The organism is Peribacillus sp. FSL K6-1552, from assembly GCF_038005205.1.
In the GTDB taxonomy this organism is placed as follows: domain Bacteria; phylum Bacillota; class Bacilli; order Bacillales; family DSM-1321; genus Peribacillus; species Peribacillus butanolivorans.
The window spans coordinates 3,126,414-3,146,387 of record NZ_JBBOST010000001.1 but is presented as its reverse complement, the minus strand read 5'-3'; the positions used below and the strand labels follow the sequence as shown (position 1 = coordinate 3,146,387).

The 19,974-nt window shown below is 38.7% G+C and carries 19 protein-coding genes and 5 riboswitches; of the genes, 18 read left to right on the top strand and 1 reads right to left on the bottom strand.

Annotation, left to right across the window (positions count from 1 at the left end):
- The first annotated feature begins 359 nt into the window (after positions 1-359).
- On the top strand, positions 360-1,361 hold the full coding sequence (gene speB, locus NST21_RS15130) for an agmatinase (protein ID WP_057216381.1): 1,002 nt from the start codon (positions 360-362) through the stop codon (positions 1,359-1,361).
- A 165-nt stretch (positions 1,362-1,526) separates the two neighbouring features.
- Positions 1,527-1,626, top strand: a riboswitch (glycine riboswitch).
- Positions 1,627-1,720: riboswitch (glycine riboswitch) on the top strand.
- Positions 1,721-1,780: 60 nt separating this feature from the next.
- Here speB and NST21_RS28890 read toward each other — a convergent pair.
- On the bottom strand, positions 1,781-1,903 hold the full coding sequence (locus NST21_RS28890) for an IS3 family transposase (protein WP_445670523.1): 123 nt from the start codon (positions 1,901-1,903) through the stop codon (positions 1,781-1,783).
- A 401-nt stretch (positions 1,904-2,304) separates the two neighbouring features.
- Between NST21_RS28890 and NST21_RS15120 the strand changes: the two genes are divergently transcribed.
- From NST21_RS15120 to gcvPB, 17 genes are all read left to right on the top strand, one after another.
- Positions 2,305-3,417, top strand: a complete 1,113-nt coding sequence (locus NST21_RS15120; protein WP_340889936.1) for an ABC transporter substrate-binding protein — start codon at positions 2,305-2,307, stop codon at positions 3,415-3,417.
- Positions 3,407-4,240, top strand: a complete 834-nt coding sequence (locus NST21_RS15115; RefSeq protein WP_340889934.1) for an alkaline phosphatase family protein — start codon at positions 3,407-3,409, stop codon at positions 4,238-4,240. Before NST21_RS15120 ends, NST21_RS15115 begins: the two co-directional genes overlap by 11 nt.
- 116 nt (positions 4,241-4,356) lie before the next feature.
- Complete coding sequence (locus NST21_RS15110) at positions 4,357-5,211, top strand: ABC transporter permease (protein WP_053346232.1); 855 nt, start codon at positions 4,357-4,359, stop codon at positions 5,209-5,211.
- Positions 5,208-6,080, top strand: a complete 873-nt coding sequence (locus NST21_RS15105) for an ABC transporter permease (protein WP_340889931.1) — start codon at positions 5,208-5,210, stop codon at positions 6,078-6,080. The genes NST21_RS15110 and NST21_RS15105 overlap by 4 nt, the downstream gene beginning before the upstream one ends.
- Positions 6,080-7,093 (top strand): ABC transporter ATP-binding protein, encoded by a 1,014-nt coding sequence (locus tag NST21_RS15100; RefSeq protein ID WP_340889929.1) that lies wholly within the window; start codon positions 6,080-6,082, stop codon positions 7,091-7,093. Before NST21_RS15105 ends, NST21_RS15100 begins: the two co-directional genes overlap by 1 nt.
- A gap of 27 nt (positions 7,094-7,120) precedes the next feature.
- Positions 7,121-7,903 (top strand): DeoR/GlpR family DNA-binding transcription regulator, encoded by a 783-nt coding sequence (locus NST21_RS15095; protein WP_340889927.1) that lies wholly within the window; start codon positions 7,121-7,123, stop codon positions 7,901-7,903.
- A gap of 132 nt (positions 7,904-8,035) precedes the next feature.
- Positions 8,036-8,908 (top strand): Cof-type HAD-IIB family hydrolase, encoded by an 873-nt coding sequence (locus NST21_RS15090; RefSeq protein WP_340889925.1) that lies wholly within the window; start codon positions 8,036-8,038, stop codon positions 8,906-8,908.
- 29 nt (positions 8,909-8,937) lie between these two features.
- On the top strand, positions 8,938-9,267 hold the full coding sequence (locus tag NST21_RS15085) for a DMT family transporter (protein WP_340889924.1): 330 nt from the start codon (positions 8,938-8,940) through the stop codon (positions 9,265-9,267).
- A 40-nt stretch (positions 9,268-9,307) separates the two neighbouring features.
- Complete coding sequence (locus NST21_RS15080) at positions 9,308-9,628, top strand: DMT family transporter (RefSeq protein WP_190271474.1); 321 nt, start codon at positions 9,308-9,310, stop codon at positions 9,626-9,628.
- A 473-nt stretch (positions 9,629-10,101) separates the two neighbouring features.
- Positions 10,102-10,204: riboswitch (glycine riboswitch) on the top strand.
- Positions 10,205-10,207: 3 nt separating this feature from the next.
- Positions 10,208-10,264: riboswitch (glycine riboswitch) on the top strand.
- A 365-nt stretch (positions 10,265-10,629) separates the two neighbouring features.
- A complete protein-coding gene (locus tag NST21_RS15075) occupies positions 10,630-12,018 on the top strand; it encodes an amino acid permease (protein WP_340889921.1) in 1,389 nt (462 codons plus the stop codon).
- A gap of 317 nt (positions 12,019-12,335) precedes the next feature.
- A riboswitch (glycine riboswitch) is annotated at positions 12,336-12,441 on the top strand.
- A gap of 119 nt (positions 12,442-12,560) precedes the next feature.
- Positions 12,561-13,811, top strand: a complete 1,251-nt coding sequence (gene glyA, locus NST21_RS15070) for a serine hydroxymethyltransferase (RefSeq protein WP_340889920.1) — start codon at positions 12,561-12,563, stop codon at positions 13,809-13,811.
- A 20-nt stretch (positions 13,812-13,831) separates the two neighbouring features.
- A complete protein-coding gene (locus tag NST21_RS15065; protein WP_053346223.1) occupies positions 13,832-14,344 on the top strand; it encodes a serine dehydratase beta chain in 513 nt (170 codons plus the stop codon).
- Complete coding sequence (gene sdaAA / locus NST21_RS15060) at positions 14,344-15,225, top strand: L-serine ammonia-lyase, iron-sulfur-dependent, subunit alpha (protein ID WP_340892569.1); 882 nt, start codon at positions 14,344-14,346, stop codon at positions 15,223-15,225. The genes NST21_RS15065 and sdaAA overlap by 1 nt, the downstream gene beginning before the upstream one ends.
- Positions 15,226-15,245: 20 nt before the next feature.
- On the top strand, positions 15,246-16,355 hold the full coding sequence (gene gcvT / locus NST21_RS15055) for a glycine cleavage system aminomethyltransferase GcvT (RefSeq protein WP_340889917.1): 1,110 nt from the start codon (positions 15,246-15,248) through the stop codon (positions 16,353-16,355).
- A 149-nt stretch (positions 16,356-16,504) separates the two neighbouring features.
- Complete coding sequence (gene gcvH, locus NST21_RS15050; protein ID WP_340889915.1) at positions 16,505-16,900, top strand: glycine cleavage system protein GcvH; 396 nt, start codon at positions 16,505-16,507, stop codon at positions 16,898-16,900.
- A 1-nt stretch (position 16,901) separates the two neighbouring features.
- Positions 16,902-18,254, top strand: coding sequence for an aminomethyl-transferring glycine dehydrogenase subunit GcvPA (gene gcvPA, locus NST21_RS15045; protein ID WP_340889913.1), 1,353 nt, complete (start codon positions 16,902-16,904; stop codon positions 18,252-18,254).
- Positions 18,247-19,731 (top strand): aminomethyl-transferring glycine dehydrogenase subunit GcvPB, encoded by a 1,485-nt coding sequence (gene gcvPB, locus NST21_RS15040; RefSeq protein ID WP_340889911.1) that lies wholly within the window; start codon positions 18,247-18,249, stop codon positions 19,729-19,731. The genes gcvPA and gcvPB overlap by 8 nt, the downstream gene beginning before the upstream one ends.
- The last annotated feature ends 243 nt before the right edge of the window (positions 19,732-19,974 follow it).

The window sequence follows — 19,974 nt, the reverse complement described above, 5'->3', positions numbered from 1 at the left end:
TTTGAATTCACCAATATTTTTAAATTTAAAAATTTTCAAATATTAATTTTGAAGATGGGCTTTAACAGAAAGAAAGCTGTCAGCCTAATTGTTTTATTTTACGAGTAAAAAGCCAGTTCATCAAGATTTGTCTTTTTTAAGACCTAATAAAACAAAAATAATATTTTACTATATATGAATTATATTCCCTCGCGCTCTTTCTCTGTAGCGTTTACTAAGGAGAATCGAGTAATCAGAAAATATGTTGGTTCCTGGTAGTCATTATTGACTACACAATTCCGTTTTGCCTAGTTTTATAGGTTGGCATGAAGCTTGCATATATATTAACGAGAACGTAATACAAGTGGGAGGCAAAGTACATGTCGAATAATGAAAAACAACATCTTAATTTACCTTTTACCGGAATCTGTACTTTCGGGAAATATCCCGTATGTCCGGATCTAGACCAGCTAGATGCAGATGTAGCTGTCATTGGAGTTCCAAATGATATGGGAACACAATGGAAGTCAGGCGCAAGAATGGGTCCAAGAGGAATTCGTGAAGGCTCTACATTATATAGTTTCGGGTTAGATGGAGCCTATGATATTGAAAATGATATCATGTATCTTGGCCCGAAATGGAAAGTTGTTGATTGCGGCGATGTAGACATGGTACATGGGGATATGATGCAATCCCATGATAATACGGAAGAAGCCATTCGGAAAATCGTTTCAAAAGGTGCAATGCCGGTTGTTTTAGGTGGAGATCATTCCATTACAATTCCAGTAGGAAAGGGCTTGGGTGAACTCGGGCCATTTCATGTGATCCAGATTGATGCGCATTTAGACTGGGCAGATCACCGGTCAGGAATGCGGGTTGGACATGGAAGCTGCATCCGCCGCTTATCTGAAATGAATCATGTTCAAAAGATTTTCCAATTGGGCATTCGGGGAATCAGCAGCAGTAAAAAAGAAGATGTCGATGCTGCCAGAGAATACGGAAGTGTCATCTTGTCTCCCCGCCAAATGAGAAAGATGGGATTTGAACAGGTTTTGGAACTTATTCCAGCAGGTGAAAAATATTATATTACCATGGACATTGATGGCCTCGACCCATCGATCGCCCCTGCGACAGGCACACCTTCTCCTGGAGGCCTGCTTTATGATGAAGTCAACGAATTACTCCATGGAATTGCAAAAAGAGGAGAAGTAATCGGTTTTGATATGGTAGAAGTAGCTCCTCCTTACGATCATACGGGAATAACTGGACAAGTGGCAGCGCGCCTCTCATTAGACTTGCTTAGTTATGTTTTAAAAGAAAAAGAGAAAAACCAGGATGCAATCAGCGATCATCAAGATCAGAACTTCATAAAGAAACATTAGTCTGTTAAATTTGAAAGCTTTTGCGGATATAAAGTGATTTTCCTCCGTTTTATCTTTTCTTAGTTTCCTGAATATGTATAAATATAGAGGCGATATCATAAAAAACACTTATGTAAATAATTATCCATTTAGAATATTTAGAGTATTTCAAAAAACGTATAGCGGTTGACGATTGTGGGAGAGTGCAATGTAGACAGCCACCGAAGGAGCAAGTTCCAAAAAAACCTTGAACAAATCTCTCAGGTAAGAGAACCACAATGGGACGCAACTCTGGAGAGCGCGTTTATAAAACGCCACCAAAGAGGAAGACTCTTTTTAGCATAGAGTTAAACTCTCAGTTAAAAGGACAGAGAAGGGAATGTTGCCATTACTCTTTTCTGTCCTTTTTTGCGTTGTGCGGGAGTCATTCTATTTAGGCTTCATTGGTAACGATTTGTATTGTATTCTTCCATATATTCTTCAATCAATCGGTGTAACTCATCAAAAGTTTGACACTCCAAATAATCCACTTCATCTTTAAAATGGGCAAAGAATGATTCCATAGGGGCGTTATCCCAACAGTTGCCCTTTCGGACATGGATTGTTTCAGCCCTAGTTCTTTCACTCGGCGCTGGAAATGGTTCATCGTGACAAAATACTTATTCTCTAAAATCATTTTGATGGTGAGTGCACCTGCTTTTTTCCCCTTGGCCTCCAATATTTCCTTAATAAGTTCATAATCCTGCCAATCTTTCTTCTCTTGAGTAAATCGAATCCTTTCAGCATGTACAAGCATAATATCCGTTGAGGCTTTCTTTCTGGATGATTATGGAAGACGAATAAAGAGTTGTTTTACAAAACCTTAATATTTGATTAATGTGGGATTAATATTGTCGAATTATGATTAAACCGTAATAAACAGTAATAAACGTTAAAAATTCCACACTAAATGGAGGCACTTTTTATGAATTACACATTCAAGAAGAATTGTTACAAGTCTATTCAAGCTGTGATGTTAGGAGTGAGTGTACTAGGATTAGCTGCTTGTGGATCTACTAAAGAGGAGGCTGCTCCAGTTGTTAAGGATCCAAGTTCGTTAAACCTGAAAGAAATTGAAACAAAGGCAAAAGAAGAGGGGACAATTAATAGTGTGGGTATGCCTGATTCATGGGCTAACTGGGGAGAAACGTGGAATGAAGTGATGAAAAAATATACATTGGAACACAATGATACAGATTTATCCAGTGCCGAAGAGATTGCCAAAATGGAATCTGAAGGAGAGAATGCAACAGCTGATATCGGCGATGTAGGGGTTTCCTTTGGGCCCATCGCAGAACAAAAAGAATTAACGATGCCATATAAAACTTCCTATTGGGACGAGGTACCTGACTGGGCAAAAGATGACAATGGAGATTGGGTTGTTGGATACCAAGGAACGATTGCATTCTTAACTAATAAAGAATTAGTAGATAACCCGCCAAAATCATGGGATGACATATTAAAAGGAGATTATAAAGTAACAGTTGGAGATGTTCAGCGTGGTACACAGAACCAAATGGCCGTTCTTGCTGCCGCTAAGGCTTACGGTGGTGATGAAACAAATCTCCAACCAGGAATTGACTATTTTGCTAAGCTTGCCAAGCAAGGCCGCCTTAGCTTAACTGATGCTAAACCAGCTAATATCGAAAAAGGGGAAGTGGAAGTTGCCTTAGTATGGGATTTCAATGCTCTTGGTTACGCTGACCAAATTAACCGCGATCAATTTGAAGTCGCCATTCCAAGTGAAGGTTCAGTCGTAAGCGGCTACGCAACTATTATTAACAAAAATGCAAAGCATCCGCATGCGGCGATGGCAACTAGAGAATATATCTTAAGCGATGAAGGACAAATTAACTTAGCTAAAGGATTTGCCCGTCCAATTCGCGATGTAGAACTACCGAAAGAAGTAGCTGAAAAAATGGTTCCAGAAGAACAGTATGAAAATGCAAAACCAATTGAAGATTACAAAGCTTGGGAAGAAACGGCAAAGAAATTACCACAGCTTTGGCAAGAAGAGGTGTTAGTCCATGTCAAATAAAGTAATAGCAATTATTGTTGATGGTATGAGATATGATAAAGCATGTGAGGCTCTTGGATTTATTCAACATCTAGTTGAAACAAATCAGGCAGCACTTTACAAAGTAAAGTCGGAACTCCCAAGTCTTTCCCGTCCATTATATGAAGTGTTACTAACGGGTACACCGGCATCAGAGAACGGAATTACGTCCAATCAAGCCGTTCGCCTATCTACTGAGAAAAGTCTCTTTCATCTTACGAAAGAAAACGGCTTAAGAAACGGAACGGTATCTTATTACTGGGTAAGCGAACTTTATAATCGCGCGCCATTCCATTTTATTGAAGATCGTGAGCAAGAGGATGAATCTAAGCCGATTCAATATGGAAAATTTTATTGGGATGATGACTATCCAGACAGCCATGTGTTAATGGATGCAGAAGCTTTGCGCAGAAAGTATGACCCACACTTTTTATATATTCATCCGCTCGGTGTAGATGTAAAAGGAGAAATTTTCGGTTCGGAATCGAAAGAATATCGTGAACAAATCTTAAAAATGGGAAGCTTGTTGGCACAACTTTTGCCAATTTGGATCAAAGAAGGTTACCACATTTTAATTACATCTGATCATGGCATGAGTGAATATGGCAACCATGGCGGCATAACTGATGGTGAGCGTGATGTACCGCTCTTTATCATGAGTCCAAAAGTTGAGCCTGGCGTTTACAGTGAAGTGGTTCCGCAATTAGCTTTTGCACCGCTCGTTTGTGAACTTTTAAATATTGAGCCGTCCAATAAAATGATTTCATATCAATTTCCAGGTCTGAAAGGAAAAAATACCCTTTAAAAAAGATACACTATTCAACATTATAATGAAGAATGAAGGTTGACGGGAATTGGTTTAACGTACGTACGGTTAAACCAATTCCCAAATTGTTAGAGAACAAAGAGGAGCGAGAAGTCTTGCGAAAAATAAAAAAACAAAAAATTTACTTATTAGCTCTTTTACTGCCATTTATTTTGTTTGTGATTGGATTTGAAATAGGACCATTAGTGGCAATGATTAAAAATAGTTTTTATGCAGACAATGGAATTCAAGTTACGATTGATCAATATATCACCATATTTAAAAGTAAATTTTACTTACAAGCCATTCAAAATAGCCTTGTCATTTCTTTATTTTCTGCTGTAACTTCTGTGATTATAGCAGTCATTGCAGCCTATTCGATTACAAAGTTCTCACAAAAAATACAAAATCGCTTACTGATGATTGCTAATATGACGTCGAACTTTGAGGGTATTCCCCTTTCATTTTCATTTATTATTTTACTTGGAAACAATGGGTTGTTTACGTTACTTTTTTCAAAGATTGGTGGGGATGTGTTTGCGGATTTTAATTTATATTCATGGACAGGCCTCATTCTTGTTTATATATATTTTCAAATTCCGCTTGCTATTATGCTCATCTACCCGTCTTATCAAGGAATTAAGAAACAATGGAAAGAAGCTTCTTCATTATTAGGAGGATCAACATTATCATTTTGGCTTCACATTGGGATTCCAGTTCTTTTACCTAGTATTGTAGGTACTTTCAGTATTTTGTTTGCTAATTCGATGGGAGCTTACGCTACTGCCTATGCATTAGTAGGCAGCAACTATAACTTATTGTCATTGCAAATTGCCTCTCTAGTTGCTAGTGACGTTGCATTAAAGCCGCAGCTAGGTAGTGCGATGGGAGTTCTTCTAGCAGCGACAATGATAGGGGCGATGTGGTTCAATGAACGAATGATGCGCCGCATTAGGAGGGATTTACGATGAAATCTTCATTGACTTTTCATAAAGTGATTGTTGGGTTACTAGTTATATATTTATTAATTCCGCTTGTAGGAACATTTTTATTCTCGATTGCCGGTAAATGGGATCATACCATTTTACCTGAGAGTTATACAATGGATTGGTATATTGAATTATTTCAAGATGAACGGTTTTATGATGCTTTTCGACGAACGCTGTTTTTAATTGTCATGTCTGTAGGTCTTAGTGTTGTTATTATGCTTCCGACTATCTTTATCATCACGGTATATTTCAGTAAATGGGAAGGATTACTTCAAGCAGCAGCTATGCTTCCTTATGGAATTCCTCCCATTGTTGGAGCTGTAGGATTAATCAAGGTATATTCAGATGGACCGATTCAAATTGCCGGAACACCTTGGATTTTAATCGGTGCCTATTTCATAACGATTCTGCCATTTATGTATCAAGGTATTCGTAGCAGTCTTCGTACGATTAATGCTGTGCAGCTTGTTGATGCAGCTGAATTACTCGGTGCTACAAAATTCCAGTCGTTTCGCACAGTGGTGTTTCCAAATATTATATCTGGTATTTTAGTATCTACCTTATTATCAGTCGCTCTTTTATTTAGTGAGTTTGCTTTTGCCAATTTGCTTGTCGGGGGCCGATTTGAAACCATTCAAATTTATCTTGCCGACAAACTAAACAGCAGTGGTCACTTAACAAGTGCAATTGTTATTACTTATTATTCAATGATTTTACTTTTAACGGGGATTGTATTAAAACTTACGTTTAGAAACGAAAAAAATCCTGTCGGGTCAAATAAGAAGCGAATTCTTTCATTTTTAAAAAAACAATACTGTAATAAAAATACTGCTATAGAAGGTGAAAAGTAATGAGCTATGTAACCATCGATCAAGTGACTAAGGGGTATGAAAATCAAGTCGTTCTAAATGACATTTCTTTAACATTAAAAAAAGGAGAATTTGCTACACTTCTTGGGCAAAGCGGATGCGGGAAAAGTACATTATTACGTTCCATTGCAGGGCTTGAAGGTGTTGATGTAGGAAGAATCTTAATTGATGGAAAAGATATTACTCATTTATCACCGCGTCAGCGTGAAGTCGGTATGGTTTTTCAGTCTTATGCGCTTTTCCCAAATATGAGCGTTTTTGACAATATCGCGTACGGCCTTAAAATGAAGAAGGTAAAAAATATTAAATCAAAAGTGAAAAATATGATTGATATGGTTGATTTAATAGGAAAAGAAGAGTCGTATCCTCATCAATTATCTGGTGGACAACAGCAGAGGGTTGCTCTTGCCCGTGCGCTTGTCATGGAGCCGAAAGTACTGCTTTTGGATGAGCCGTTAAGCGCATTGGATGCTAAAATTAGAAAAAGTTTGCAAAAAGAATTAAAGAGAATACAGAAAGAGTTAGATATTACAACTATTTTTGTTACTCATGATCAGGAAGAAGCAATGACGATGTCTGATCGAATTTTTGTCATGAATAAAGGAAAAGTTGTACAATCCGGTTCTCCATCAGAAATTTATACTTCTCCAGTCAATACATTTGTTGCAAAATTTATCGGAAATTATAATGTTTGTAATATGGAAGTTTTCCATAAACTTGTTCGCAGCACAGAATTAAAAGGGAATGAAGTCGCCATTCGTCCTGAAGTTTTACAATTAGTTTCTGCTGGTGAGGATAGCTTGGATTTACAAGAGAACTGGGGAATTAAAGGGTTTATTAAAGATGTTTCTATGACAGGGAATGTTTTAAGATATGAAGTAGAAACAGATGAGTCCGCTTTCCTTGTAGACTATCTTCACCACCGAGGGAAAATGTTTGAGCAAGGAGCACGCGTTCATATTCTTGTACCGAAGAAAGAATGCATTATTTTATAAATTATTAATGATCACGGGGGAAGGAATATGTCTGTTTTGCCTGAAGAAAGAAAGAATGAAATTTTAAAAGAACTTAACAAAATGGGAAAAGTAAAAGTTATGGAATTAGTTGATCAATTTAATGTTTCAGAGGAAACGATTCGACGCGATTTGATGATATTAGAGGAAAAAGGACTTTTAAAGAGGGTTTACGGTGGAGCGATTAAAAAAGTCTTTGAATTTGAGGAGCCTCCATTTACACAGCGTACAACAGTGAATCAAGAAGCGAAAATCAAGGTTGGGAAAAAAGCAGTAGAACTCATTTCTAACGGAGATGTGATTGCCATTGATGTAGGGACAACCATGCTTGAATTTGCGCAGTGTATCGAAAATAAAATAGACATTACGATTTTAACCAATTCTCTTCCTGTGTCGTCTGTGTTAACCGAATTGCTCAATGAAAATAAGTTTACAGGACAAATTCTATTACTAGGAGGACAAATTGATCCAAAGCATCAATCTATAAGCGGCGGTCTCACTGAACAAATGTTAAATCAATTTAATATTGATAAAGCCTTCATTTCAGCTGGTGGTGTTTCCATTCAAAATGGGGTTAGTAATTATCATTTACATGAAACATTAGTTTCACGCAAGATGGTCGAGGTATCAAAGCAAGTTATATTGCTAACGGATTACTCTAAAATTGGTGTCGACACATTTAGTAAAGTTTGTCCTCTAGAAAAAGTCGATGTGATTGTCTGCGAGCAACCATTTCCAGAGGAATGGAGAAATCATTCAAAATTAGAGGAGATCAATTGGATTCAAGCATAGTCAATCCATAAAAGGACATATCGAGTTGGATGAGGGAGTTCTCTCTCTTTTTTGATTGGATTTTTATTGATAGCAGGTATAAAAGCTAGAAAGAGAATTTAATAGATAGAATGAGAAAAGGGGCTATATAGCATGAGTTTCATTGCGATAGATTTAGACGGAACATTATTAAACGACCAGAATGAAATTAGTGAAGAAAATAAAAAGGCGATTCAATATGCCCAAGATAGAGGCTTTGAAGTAGTTATTTCAACAGGACGGGCTTATTTTGACGTTCAAACAATTTGTGAAAAAGCCGGGATTTCCCCATTTGTAATCGGAACAAATGGTGCAACCACTCATTCCAAAAGCGGAAAGTGTATTTCTTCTATTACGATAACTAAAGATCGTGTCGAATCTATTCTCCAATGGTTAGATGAACGGAATTATTATTACGAAGTGTTTACTGATAAAGCCATTTATACGCTTAAAAAGGGAAGAGAACATTTCCATAATGAGATTAAAAGTTTGAAAAGCGCCGATTTGAATACAGATATGAAAGAATTAGTTGAAGTAGCGGAAAGGCAATTTGACCAGTTTGGATATGTTTTAGTCGAAAACTATCATGATATCTTAAAACAGGAGGAAGAATTCTATAACATATTAGCATGTTCTTTTGATAAAAAGAAATTAGAGGAAGCATGGAGCCAATTCAAAAAGTTTGATGAGTTGATGGTTGTTTCATCTGCTGATCACAACATTGAAATTACTAGTAAAAGAGCTTCAAAAGGAATGGCCCTTGAAAAATTGGCTTTTTTGGTGAATGGCTCCTTAGAACAGGCTATGGCAATCGGGGACAGCAACAATGATTTATCCATGTTCCAGAAAGTTGGATACAGCGTAGCGATGGGAAATGCGAAAGATGTCATAAAAGCTGTTTGTACAACGACAACCCTTAAAAATGATGAGAATGGGGTAGCTTATGCGATTTATCGATATTTGGAGAACTTCGTGGTTCAAAAATAAGTGTCAATGCCGAAGGAGAGAGCGATAAAATGGCATGGATATATATCATAATGGCAGGACTTTTGGAAATCGTCTGGGTGATCGGTCTTAAATATTCTCACGGATTCACCAAAATTATACCTAGTATAGTAACGGTAGTTATTATAATCTTTAGTTTCTTTTTACTTTCAAAAGCTTTACATTCAATTCCCTTAGGAACTGGTTACGCTATTTTTACTGGATTGGGAACGGTGGGAACAGTAGTAATTGGGATGCTTTTTTTGGGAGAGACCATTAATCCACTAAAAGTATTTTTTATGGCTTTAATGATATTGGGGATAATTGGAATAAAAATCAATCCAGCAGAACCTAAATATTAAAGGAAATGATATGATTTATACAAGGTTAGGGGATGATTCAATGGCTTGGTTTTTTCTTCTAATTGCCGGATTTGCCGAGATTGGTAGTGTTATAAGCCTGAAACGTGCAGACGGGTTTAAAAAATTGCTTCCCTCTGTAGCGTGTCTTTTTTTTGGGAGTTTAAGCTTTTATTTTCTTTCTTTGTCATTAACTTCTATTCCAGTGGGGACTGCCTATGCAATATGGACCAGTATCGGCTCTGTTGGAACTGTTTTAGCAGGAATGATCTTCTTTAATGAACCTAAAAGTTTAAGATTGACCCTATTTATTATGTGTATTATTGCAGGGGCTGTAGGTATTAAAATGACTTCTGGACATTAAGGTCAGGGTTTAAAATGGCAATAAGTAGATAAAGAAAAAAGGTACGATACCTATGGAGGAGAAGAATGATGAAAACTATTCAAGATTGGATAAAAGGTGACTAAAACTATTAAGCACATTAAAGATAACTTCGGTATTGAATTGTAGGTTTTTCTATATGATTTCCAATAATAATGATTACGTAAACAGAGGATGCTTTTATCTAGATAGCATCCTCTGTAATGTATATTTGAAAGGTATAAGTAGTTTGTAAAAGTACACTATTATGAACGGTGTTTATCGACTGTAAAAAGCAATCTACTCCTATTCAATTCACAATTTACTTGGGGTACTAGGGGCATATAATTTATGAACTGTCAGAAAGCTCTATCTCTATATTTAAAATTCTGAAAATAAAGTTTTTTCAGATATTTGTTGAAATTTCCATTAGAACCATTTATTATACAACTGTTAATGCAATTTTATATCAGCGGATGATAATTGTGGGAGAGACTAAACGCATTGTTTAGCACCGAAGGGGCAATTCCCAAAAAAATTGGGTATCAATCTCTCAGGTAAAAGGACCACAATAGGACGCGTCTCTGGAGAGAGCCATGAGCCACCAAAGGAGTTAAACTCTCAGGTAAAAGGACAGAGGAAAGATAGGAGAACACCTATCTTTCCTCTGCCCTTTTTATGCTGGGAAAGATAGCACAAACGAAAAAAGGAGGATTGTGCTATGAAATTTATTAAAGAATGAGTCTTTCTTTTCAATTTTCCTGACTACAACTTTTACCTTAGAGAGAATCTGCAATAGGTTGAATGAAATACCTTTATCTTTTCAAAAGCTTGGTAGATTATTTCGAGGTTTGCACCAGAACCAGAATATTTATCAGCAACATATTGAGTATTATTATATTAAAATTGTAAGCGTTTTCTTTGTTGGATTGAATAATAATATGTCAAAATTTTATCGGAATATTATTATTCAATTATCTGGAAATTAGGGAGTGGGAAATCATATGCAGGAACAAAAATTGTCGAGAGGCCTAAAAAACAGGCACGTACAACTAATCGCTATTGGCGGGGCAATTGGAACGGGATTATTTCTCGGAGCAGGAAAATCTATTCACTTAGCAGGACCATCGATTTTATTTGCTTACATGATTACAGGCGTAATTTGCTTTTTAATCATGCGCGCACTTGGAGAACTACTCTTAACCAATTTGGAATATAATTCTTTTGTTGACTTTGTAAAAGACTATTTAGGTAATATGGCAGCATTTATCACCGGTTGGACCTACTGGTTTTGCTGGATTTCAATCGCAATGGCCGACTTAACAGCAGTTGGTCTTTATACCCAGTATTGGTTTCCCTCCGTACCACAGTGGATGCCAGGTTTAATTGCGCTTGTCATTTTGCTATTTATGAATCTAGCAACCGTAAAACTTTTTGGCGAAATGGAATTCTGGTTCGCATTAATTAAAGTTATCGCTATTCTAGCACTAATAGTTATCGGTATTTTCATGATTATTAAAGGCTTTTCCACAGATTCAGGCGCAGCCAGTTTCACGAATCTATGGAGCCACGAAGGTATGTTCCCAAATGGAATAAATGGATTTATCCTCTCATTCCAGATGGTAGTGTTTGCGTTTGTTGGTATTGAACTTGTAGGACTTACAGCAGGTGAAACAGAAGATCCAGAGAAAGTTATCCCAAAAGCAATCAATAATATTCCTATTCGGATTATAATTTTCTACATTGGCGCACTTATTGTCATTATGAGTGTTTATCCGTGGAACGCAATCATCCCATCGGAAAGCCCATTCGTCCAAGTATTCGTGGCTGTTGGTATCGCTGCAGCTGCTGGTATCGTCAATTTTGTCGTCCTAACATCGGCTGCTTCGGCATGCAACAGCGCAATCTTCAGTACAAGCCGGATGGTATACTCACTTGCCAAAGATAAAAATGCACCTGTGCCATTTGCAAAACTTAATGCCCGTAAAGTACCTTCCAATGCACTGGCCTTTTCAACTGTCGTCATTCTAACTTCCGTTGTTTTGAACTATTTAATGCCAGAAGGAGTATTTACGTTAATTACAAGTATTTCTACAGTATGTTTCATCTTTATTTGGGGAATTACTGTCATCAGTCATTTGAAATACCGCAAAACAAGGCCAGATCTAGCGAAAATGAACAAATTTAAATTACCATTTTATCCAATTTCTAATTACTTGATCCTTGCTTTCCTAGCGTTCGTACTTGTTGTGCTTGCACTTGCGGAAGATACTCGTGTTGCCTTGTTCGTAACTCCTGTTTGGTTTATTTCGCTGATTGCGATTTATAAGATGCGGAAAACGAAGGTAAATCATGCGGATCAGGCGAATCAGGGGAAGGTAGCGGAAAATTAAGAGGCAACGGACAAAAGTCAGTGACCTACTATTAACTTTATCAAAATAGTCAACTTGCAAAAAACGATGATACAAGCAGCCGTGAGTAATCTGGATGACCATATGTGACATTCATAAAGTAAGAATTTTCAAAAAAAATAATGTTAACGCTTACAAGAAAATCTTGACATTCTTATTTCCACCAATTATTCTAAATATAATAAAATTCAATATGAGCGAATGACGGTTGTGGGAGAGTGCAATGCGACACGCCACCGAAGGAGCAAGTTCCAAAAAGACCCTTGGAACAAATCTCTCAGGTAGATGGAACCACAACTGGACGCACCTCTGGAGAGCGCGTATAAAGTAGTACGCCACCAAAGGGGAAAGGCCCTTTTAATATAAAAGGGTTAAACTCTCAGGTAAAAGGACAGAGAAGGGTAGAGAAAGCTAAACTAAGCTACCCTTCTCTGTTCTTTTTTGTGCGCAAAAAAGGGTAGTGTTTCGTAGTCACTAGCTATGCAACAAACCTTTAATTCAAAAATTTTCAAGGGGGAGTACAAATGAGTTTACAGCAAAATGATTCAATCATTTTTCAAGCTATCAGAAACGAGCAAATTCGTCAGCATCAAACCTTAGAGTTGATTGCATCAGAAAACTTCGTCAGCCAAGATGTATTAGAAGCAATGGGAAGTGTAATGACGAATAAATATGCAGAAGGATATCCAGGAAAACGTTATTATGGCGGATGTGAATTTGTCGATGTGGCAGAACAAGCAGCTATTGAGCGCTTAACAAAGCTGTTTGGTGCCAAATATGCAAATGTTCAGCCTCACTCGGGTGCACAAGCAAATTTCGCAGTATTTTTCGCACTGCTTCAGCCTGGTGATAAAGTAATGGGAATGAACCTTTCACATGGCGGCCACTTAACTCATGGAAGTCCAGTCAGTGTTTCAGGAAAATGGTTTGAAGTTGTGTCTTATGGAGTTAGAGAAGATACCCAATTAATTGATTATGATGAGTTGGAAGCTATCGCAAAGAAAGAAAAACCAAAATTGATTATTGCAGGGACAAGTGCCTACCCAAGAACCATTAATTTTGCACGATTTAGAGAAATTGCTGATCAAGTTGGAGCAAAACTTATGGTGGATATGGCTCATATAGCAGGGCTGGTAGCAGCCGGTCTTCACCCATCCCCAATCCCATATGCAGATGTTGTGACAAGTACTACTCATAAAACATTGAGAGGGCCTCGCGGGGGTATCGTTTTAACAAACGATGAAGAGATTATCAAATCGATTAATAAATCTGTATTCCCAGGAATTCAGGGCGGCCCTCTCATGCACATTATTGCAGCAAAAGCGGTCGCTTTCAACGAAGCATTACAACCAAGCTTTAAGGACTATGCGAAACAAGTCATTGAAAATGCTGCAACACTTAGTGAAACATTAAAAAATGAAGGTGCAGCTCTTGTTTCTGGCGGAACAGATAATCATATTGTCCTTTTAGATTTACGTCCGTGGAATTTAACAGGAAAAGAAGCAGAGAAACTATTAGAAGAAGCAGGCATTACCGCTAATAAAAATACGATTCCATATGATCCAGAAAAGCCATTTGTTACGAGTGGTATCCGAATGGGAACAGCAGCATTAACAACTCGAGGCATGAAGCAGGATGAAATGGTGAAAATCGGTGAAGTGATTTCAGCTGTTCTAAAGAGTAAAGGGGATAAAGACGTTCTTGAGAAAGCAAAAGAAACAACCAAAGGAATTTGTGATATTTATCCGTTATTTCAACAACCAATTATTGTGTAAGAAAAAAAGGGGGGGACTCAATGGAATTTCAAAGTTGTTTTGACATAATAGGTCCAATCATGGTAGGACCGTCAAGTTCCCACACAGCCGGAGTCGTGTCAATCGGTAAATTCATCCATGAATTGTTAGGAGATTATCCAAAAGAAGTCAAAATTGTATTCTATGATTCATTTGCTGAAACCTATCAAGGACATGGAACAGATAAAGCACTGCTTGGCGGATTACTTGGGATGGATACCGATGATTCACGCATTAAAAACTCGTTGGAATGGGCAAAAGAGAATGGAATGCAGTACGAAATTGAATTTGAAAGCTGCTGCGAGTATTTTGACCATCCTAACACAACAATCGTGACAGCAAAACGCGGCGATTGTGTAGTAAAGGTAGGCGGAGCATCACTTGGTGGTGGTTTATCCAAGATTTTCATGATAGACGACGATATGGTAGCGATTCGTCTCAGTGCAGGTGATGACTTTTCAGCCCTTGCTAGTTCTTATCATCCAAGAAAGAAAGTAATGGACAAGGCTATATGATGGAAATCCAGACCATGAAAGAACTAAATGAAGCTTGTCAAAGAGAAGAAAAAAGCATTGGCGAAATCATGCTAATGATGGAAGCAGAAAAGTCAGGAAGAGACCAACAAAGTATTATCAGTATGATGGAAGAACGATTGATTAAAATGAAGGAAGCCGTTGATAACGGTATAAAGGATGCCACAACCGCACCGAGTGGAATTTCTGGCGGAGATGCTGTGAAAATGAATGATTACGTTCAACAAGGTAAATCTTTGTCAGGCAGCTATATAAGCAACGCAATGAGCTTTTCATTGGCAACTTCTGAAAGTAACGCCCGAATGGGGGTCATTGTAGCTACCCCGACTGCGGGTGCAGCAGGGATTCTGCCTGGGGTACTGTTTTCGCTTCATAAAAATGATGGCACGCCTTATAAAGATTTAGTTATGGGGTTATTCACAGCAAGTATGCTCGGGCTTGTCATTGCGAACCGTTCTTTCATTTCGGGGGCTGCTGGAGGCTGTCAAGCAGAGGTGGGCTCCGCAACGGCCATGGCAGCGGGGACAATCGTTGAGTTAAAAGGCGGAACACCACTGCAAGCCGTGAATGCGACAGCCATTGCGATGAAGTCACTTTTAGGATTGGTTTGTGATCCAGTCGCAGGACTTGTGGAAGTTCCTTGCATCAAGCGGAATGTGATTGGAACCTCAATTGCATTTTCAGCGGCCGACATGTCTCTAGCTGGGATTGAAAGCCGCATACCTTGTGATGAGGTAATTGAAGCCATGTATAAGGTTGGAAATGATATGCCAAGGACCCTTCGAGAAACGGCTCTTGGTGGCTTGGCAATGACAGAAACCGGTAAACGGGTGAAAGAACGTCTTTTTTGTAGGAAATCATGAATCATAATCGGGGGTAGATCATGGGTACTGAAACAGCATTAAAGCAAACACCGCTTTTTGAAGTATATAAAAAATACGGAGCAAAAGTTATTGATTTTGGTGGCTGGGCTCTGCCAGTTCAGTTTTCCAACATTTTAGAAGAGCATGAAGCTGTTCGAACAGAAGCAGGACTTTTTGATGTTTCTCATATGGGAGAAGTACTTGTGGAAGGGAAAGATGCCGAGAGTTATATTAACTACCTTGTTACAAATGATGTAACAAAGCTTAGCATCAATCAAGCACAGTATACCGCAATGTGCTATCCAGACGGCGGAACGGTCGATGATTTATTAGTTTATAAATTAGGGAATGAAAAATATTTACTCGTTATTAATGCCGCAAACATTGAGAAAGATTACGAATGGATGAAACAGCATGTAAAAGGAGAGATGGTGCTCCAAAATATTTCGGAAGACATCGCTCAGCTTGCAATCCAAGGTCCAAAGGCAGAAAGCATTTTGCAAAAGTTAACCGAAATGGATTTATCAGAAATTGGCTCTTTTAAATTCGCCCAACATGTCAACATCTCCGGGATTACCGACATACTTGTATCCCGTACAGGTTACACAGGAGAAAATGGATATGAACTTTATTTAGCAGCAGACAAAGCGGTAGTACTCTGGGAAAAGCTCTTAGAAGCAGGAACCACGAATGGATTACAACCATGTGGACTTGGTGCACGGGACACTCTTCGACTTGAAGCACGTCTTGCACTCTATGGCCAAGAACTCAGTAACGATATCAGCCCGCTTGAAGCAGGAATCGGCTTTGTCGTAAAGACGAACAAAGAAAGTGACTTTATCGGAAAATCTGCTCTTACAGAACAAAAAGAAGCTGGATTAAAACGAAAATTAGTAGGGATTGAAGTAACAGGCAGAGGGATTCCGCGTCATGGTTACAAGGTAATTTCTCAAGGTGGAGAGGAAATAGGTATTGTTACATCCGGAACACAATCACCATCTTTGAAGAAAAGCTTAGGTCTTGCCTTGGTATCAGCCGACCAAGCTGAAGTGGGGACGCCGATAAAAGTGGAAATTCGTAATAAACTGATTGAAGCTGTTATTGTTAATGCACCATTCTACAAAAGATAAGTGGAAATATTTTAATAGAGATATCGTGTAGTTTTTAAGTCGATTTCCGTTACTTTGCACGTAGACCGAAATCGCAACCTGTTATGAGTAAAATTGGTCTTTATTTTCTGAATTATGACAAAATTAAAAACGGAGAGGGAGAAAAAACAATGACAAAAGTAACATTAAGTTTACGATATAGCAAAGAACATGAGTGGGTGCAACAATTAGAAGGAAATCGTGTACGTATTGGAATCTCTGATTATGCACAAAAGGCGTTGGGTGATATCGTCTTTGTTGAAAATCCAGCGATTGATGATGAAGTAACTGTCAATGAATCGATGGGGACGATCGAGTCAGTTAAAGCAGTTTCCGAACTTTATTCACCTGTTTCAGGTACGGTAGTTACTGTAAACGAAGAGTTAGAAGGCGCTCCAGAGACAATTAACGAGCATCCATTTGATGCAGGGTGGTTAGTCGAAGTAGAAATGTCCAATCCAGAAGAGTTAAATTCACTTCTAAACGAAGATGAGTATCGAGCATTAACTAATGAAGGAGAGGAATAATATGACAGCAACTTTTAGATACCTCCCTGATACGAAACAAGATCAAAAGGAAATGCTCACATATTTAAATATTTCTTCTATAGATGAGTTATTTGAAGATATTCCAGCTGAAATTAGCCTGCAGGGTGAGCTAAACATCCCGGAGGCGGTCCCTGAACCGCTTCTTTTGAAAAAAATGAATCAGCTTGCTACAAAAAACAAAAATGCAAATCATTACCCAACTTTCCTAGGTGCGGGTACATATGATCACTATATTCCAAGTGTAGTAAATCATATGATTTCACGTTCCGAATTTTACACAGCTTATACACCCTACCAACCGGAGATCAGCCAAGGTGAATTACAAGCGATTTTTGAATTTCAAACGATGGTTTGTGAATTGACAGGAATGGCTGTGGCTAATTCATCCATGTACGATGGTTTTACATCGCTTGCAGAAGCTGCATCACTTGCCGTTGCATCTACAAGACGTTCAAAAGTACTTGTATCCAAAGCGGTACATCCTGAATCCCGTGCTATTTTACATACAGTAGCTGGAGGTCCGGGATACACAGCTGAGGAAGTAAATCTTGCTGATGAGGTTACAGATTTAGGGAAGCTGCAAGAACAAATCGACAAGGACACTGCTGCCGTAATTGTTCAATATCCAAATTTCTTCGGTTCCATTGAGGATTTAAAAGCAATTAAGAAAATTGCGGAAGAAAAAGGTGCCCTTTTAATCGTAAGCGCCAATCCTCTTGCACTAGCACTCTTGCAGGCTCCTGGGAAACTTGGGGCAGATATTGTGATCGGTGATATGCAGCCATTAGGAATCCCGATGTCCTTTGGCGGTCCACACTGCGGCTATTTTGCGGTAAGTAAGAAACTCATGCGCAAAATCCCAGGACGTATTGTAGGGCAAACAGCAGATGAAAAAGGACAACGTGGGTTTGTGTTAACACTGCAAGCGCGTGAACAGCATATTCGCCGTGATAAAGCCTCATCCAATATTTGTTCTAACCAGGCATTAAATGCTCTTGCCTCATCTATTTGTATGACATCTCTTGGAAAGCAAGGGATTCGTCAAATGGCACAGCTAAACATTGAGAAAGCTGATTACATGGCGAAAACTTTAGAACAGAAGGGCTTTACCATAATCAATGAAGCACCATTCTTCAATGAGTTTGTTGTCGGGCTTCCTCGACCGGTAAAGGAAGTCAATGCAAAACTTCTTAAGGCGGGTATTATCGGTGGATTTGATTTAGAAAGTGATTACGGCTTTGGAAATCAAATGCTGCTAGCTGTGACTGAGCAGCGAACAAAAGAAGAAATTGACCAATTTGTTGATGTTTTGGAGGCGATTGTAAATGGTTGAATATAATGAGTTAATTTTTGAAATAAGTCGACCAGGACGTGTGGGCTCAAGTCTTCCGGAAAGTGACGTTGACTATGTTGATATAAATGACAAATTTCCAAAGCATTTAATTCGTGACGAACCGGCGGAGCTCCCAGAAGTATCAGAGTTGCAGCTTGTCCGCCATTACACAGCGCTTTCTAATAAAAACCATGGGATCGATAATGGGTTCTATCCGCTGGGTTCTTGTACCATGAAATACAATCCGAAAATAAATGAAGATGTGGCACGTTTGGAAGGATTTAGCCGCATTCATCCATATCAGCCGGTTGAAACTGTACAGGGTGCACTAGAGGTTTTATATGAATTACAAGAAGAGCTAGCTGTCATCACAGGAATGGATGCTGTAACTTTACAGCCATCTGCAGGGGCTCAAGGGGAATGGACAGGTTTAATGATGGCTAAGGCGTATCATGCTCAAAAAGGTGAAACCAGAACGAAAGTACTTGTTCCAGACTCCGCGCACGGTACAAATCCTGCAAGTGCAAGTGTTGCTGGTTTTCAAACGATCACGATCCCATCCGATAAAAATGGATTAGTTAACCTAGAAGAATTAAAGAAACATGTAGGCCCTGATACTGCTGCGCTAATGTTGACAAATCCAAATACCCTTGGACTTTTTGAAAAAGAAATTGTGGAAATCGCTCAGGTTGTTCATGAAGCTGGCGGCTTATTATACTATGATGGAGCGAATGCCAATGCCATTTTAGGTAAAACAACACCAGGTCAAATGGGCTTTGACATCGTGCACTTAAATCTTCACAAAACATTTACGACGCCTCATGGCGGTGGCGGTCCAGGGGCAGGTCCTGTCGGTGTGAAAGAGAAACTTATTCCTTTCTTGCCAGTTCCGCGAATAGAAAAATCCGGGGATAAATATGTACTGAACTCAGATCATTCGCACTCTATAGGACGGGTAAAAGGGTATTATGGAAACTTCGGAATTCTCTTGCGGGCGTATACTTATATTCGCACGATGGGGCCTAAAGGGCTGCGCCAAGTATCTGAAAGTGCCGTACTTCATGCTAATTACCTTCGCAAAAGATTAGCGCCATATTTTGAAGCGCCATTTTCACAAATTTGTAAGCATGAATTTGTCCTATCCGGTTCTAGGCAGAAAAAGCTGGGTGTAAGAACGCTTGATATGGCAAAACGTCTGCTAGATTTCGGCTACCATCCGCCGACCATCTATTTCCCGTTAAATGTTGAGGAATGTTTGATGATTGAACCGACAGAAACAGAGTCGAAGGAAACACTCGATGCTTTTGCGGATGTAATGATTCAAATTGCCAAAGAAGTGGAAGAAAACCCAGGGGTTGTTTTAGACGCACCACATACTACGGTCATAGGGCGATTGGACGAGGTCCAAGCAGCTAGACAACCAATTTTGCGTTATTCCAAAGAGGAAGTAGTAGAGGAAGAAACGGTAAAGTCATAAATAAATGCTTGAACATGAACCACCAGGGATGAAAATAAAGAGAAAAAGGAAAGTCTCATTATTTTATTCATGGTGGTTTGATTAAGCGCGTGTAAAAAGGATGACAAAAAGAGCCAAGAAGTGCAAGGAGAAATAGTCTTGAGAACCAAAAAGTCAGAGCAACGGAGAAACTCAATCGGTCTTTTTATAGGACTATTGAATAACCTCTTTAAAGCTAAAATTACATCTGCTCAGAGGAGTGAG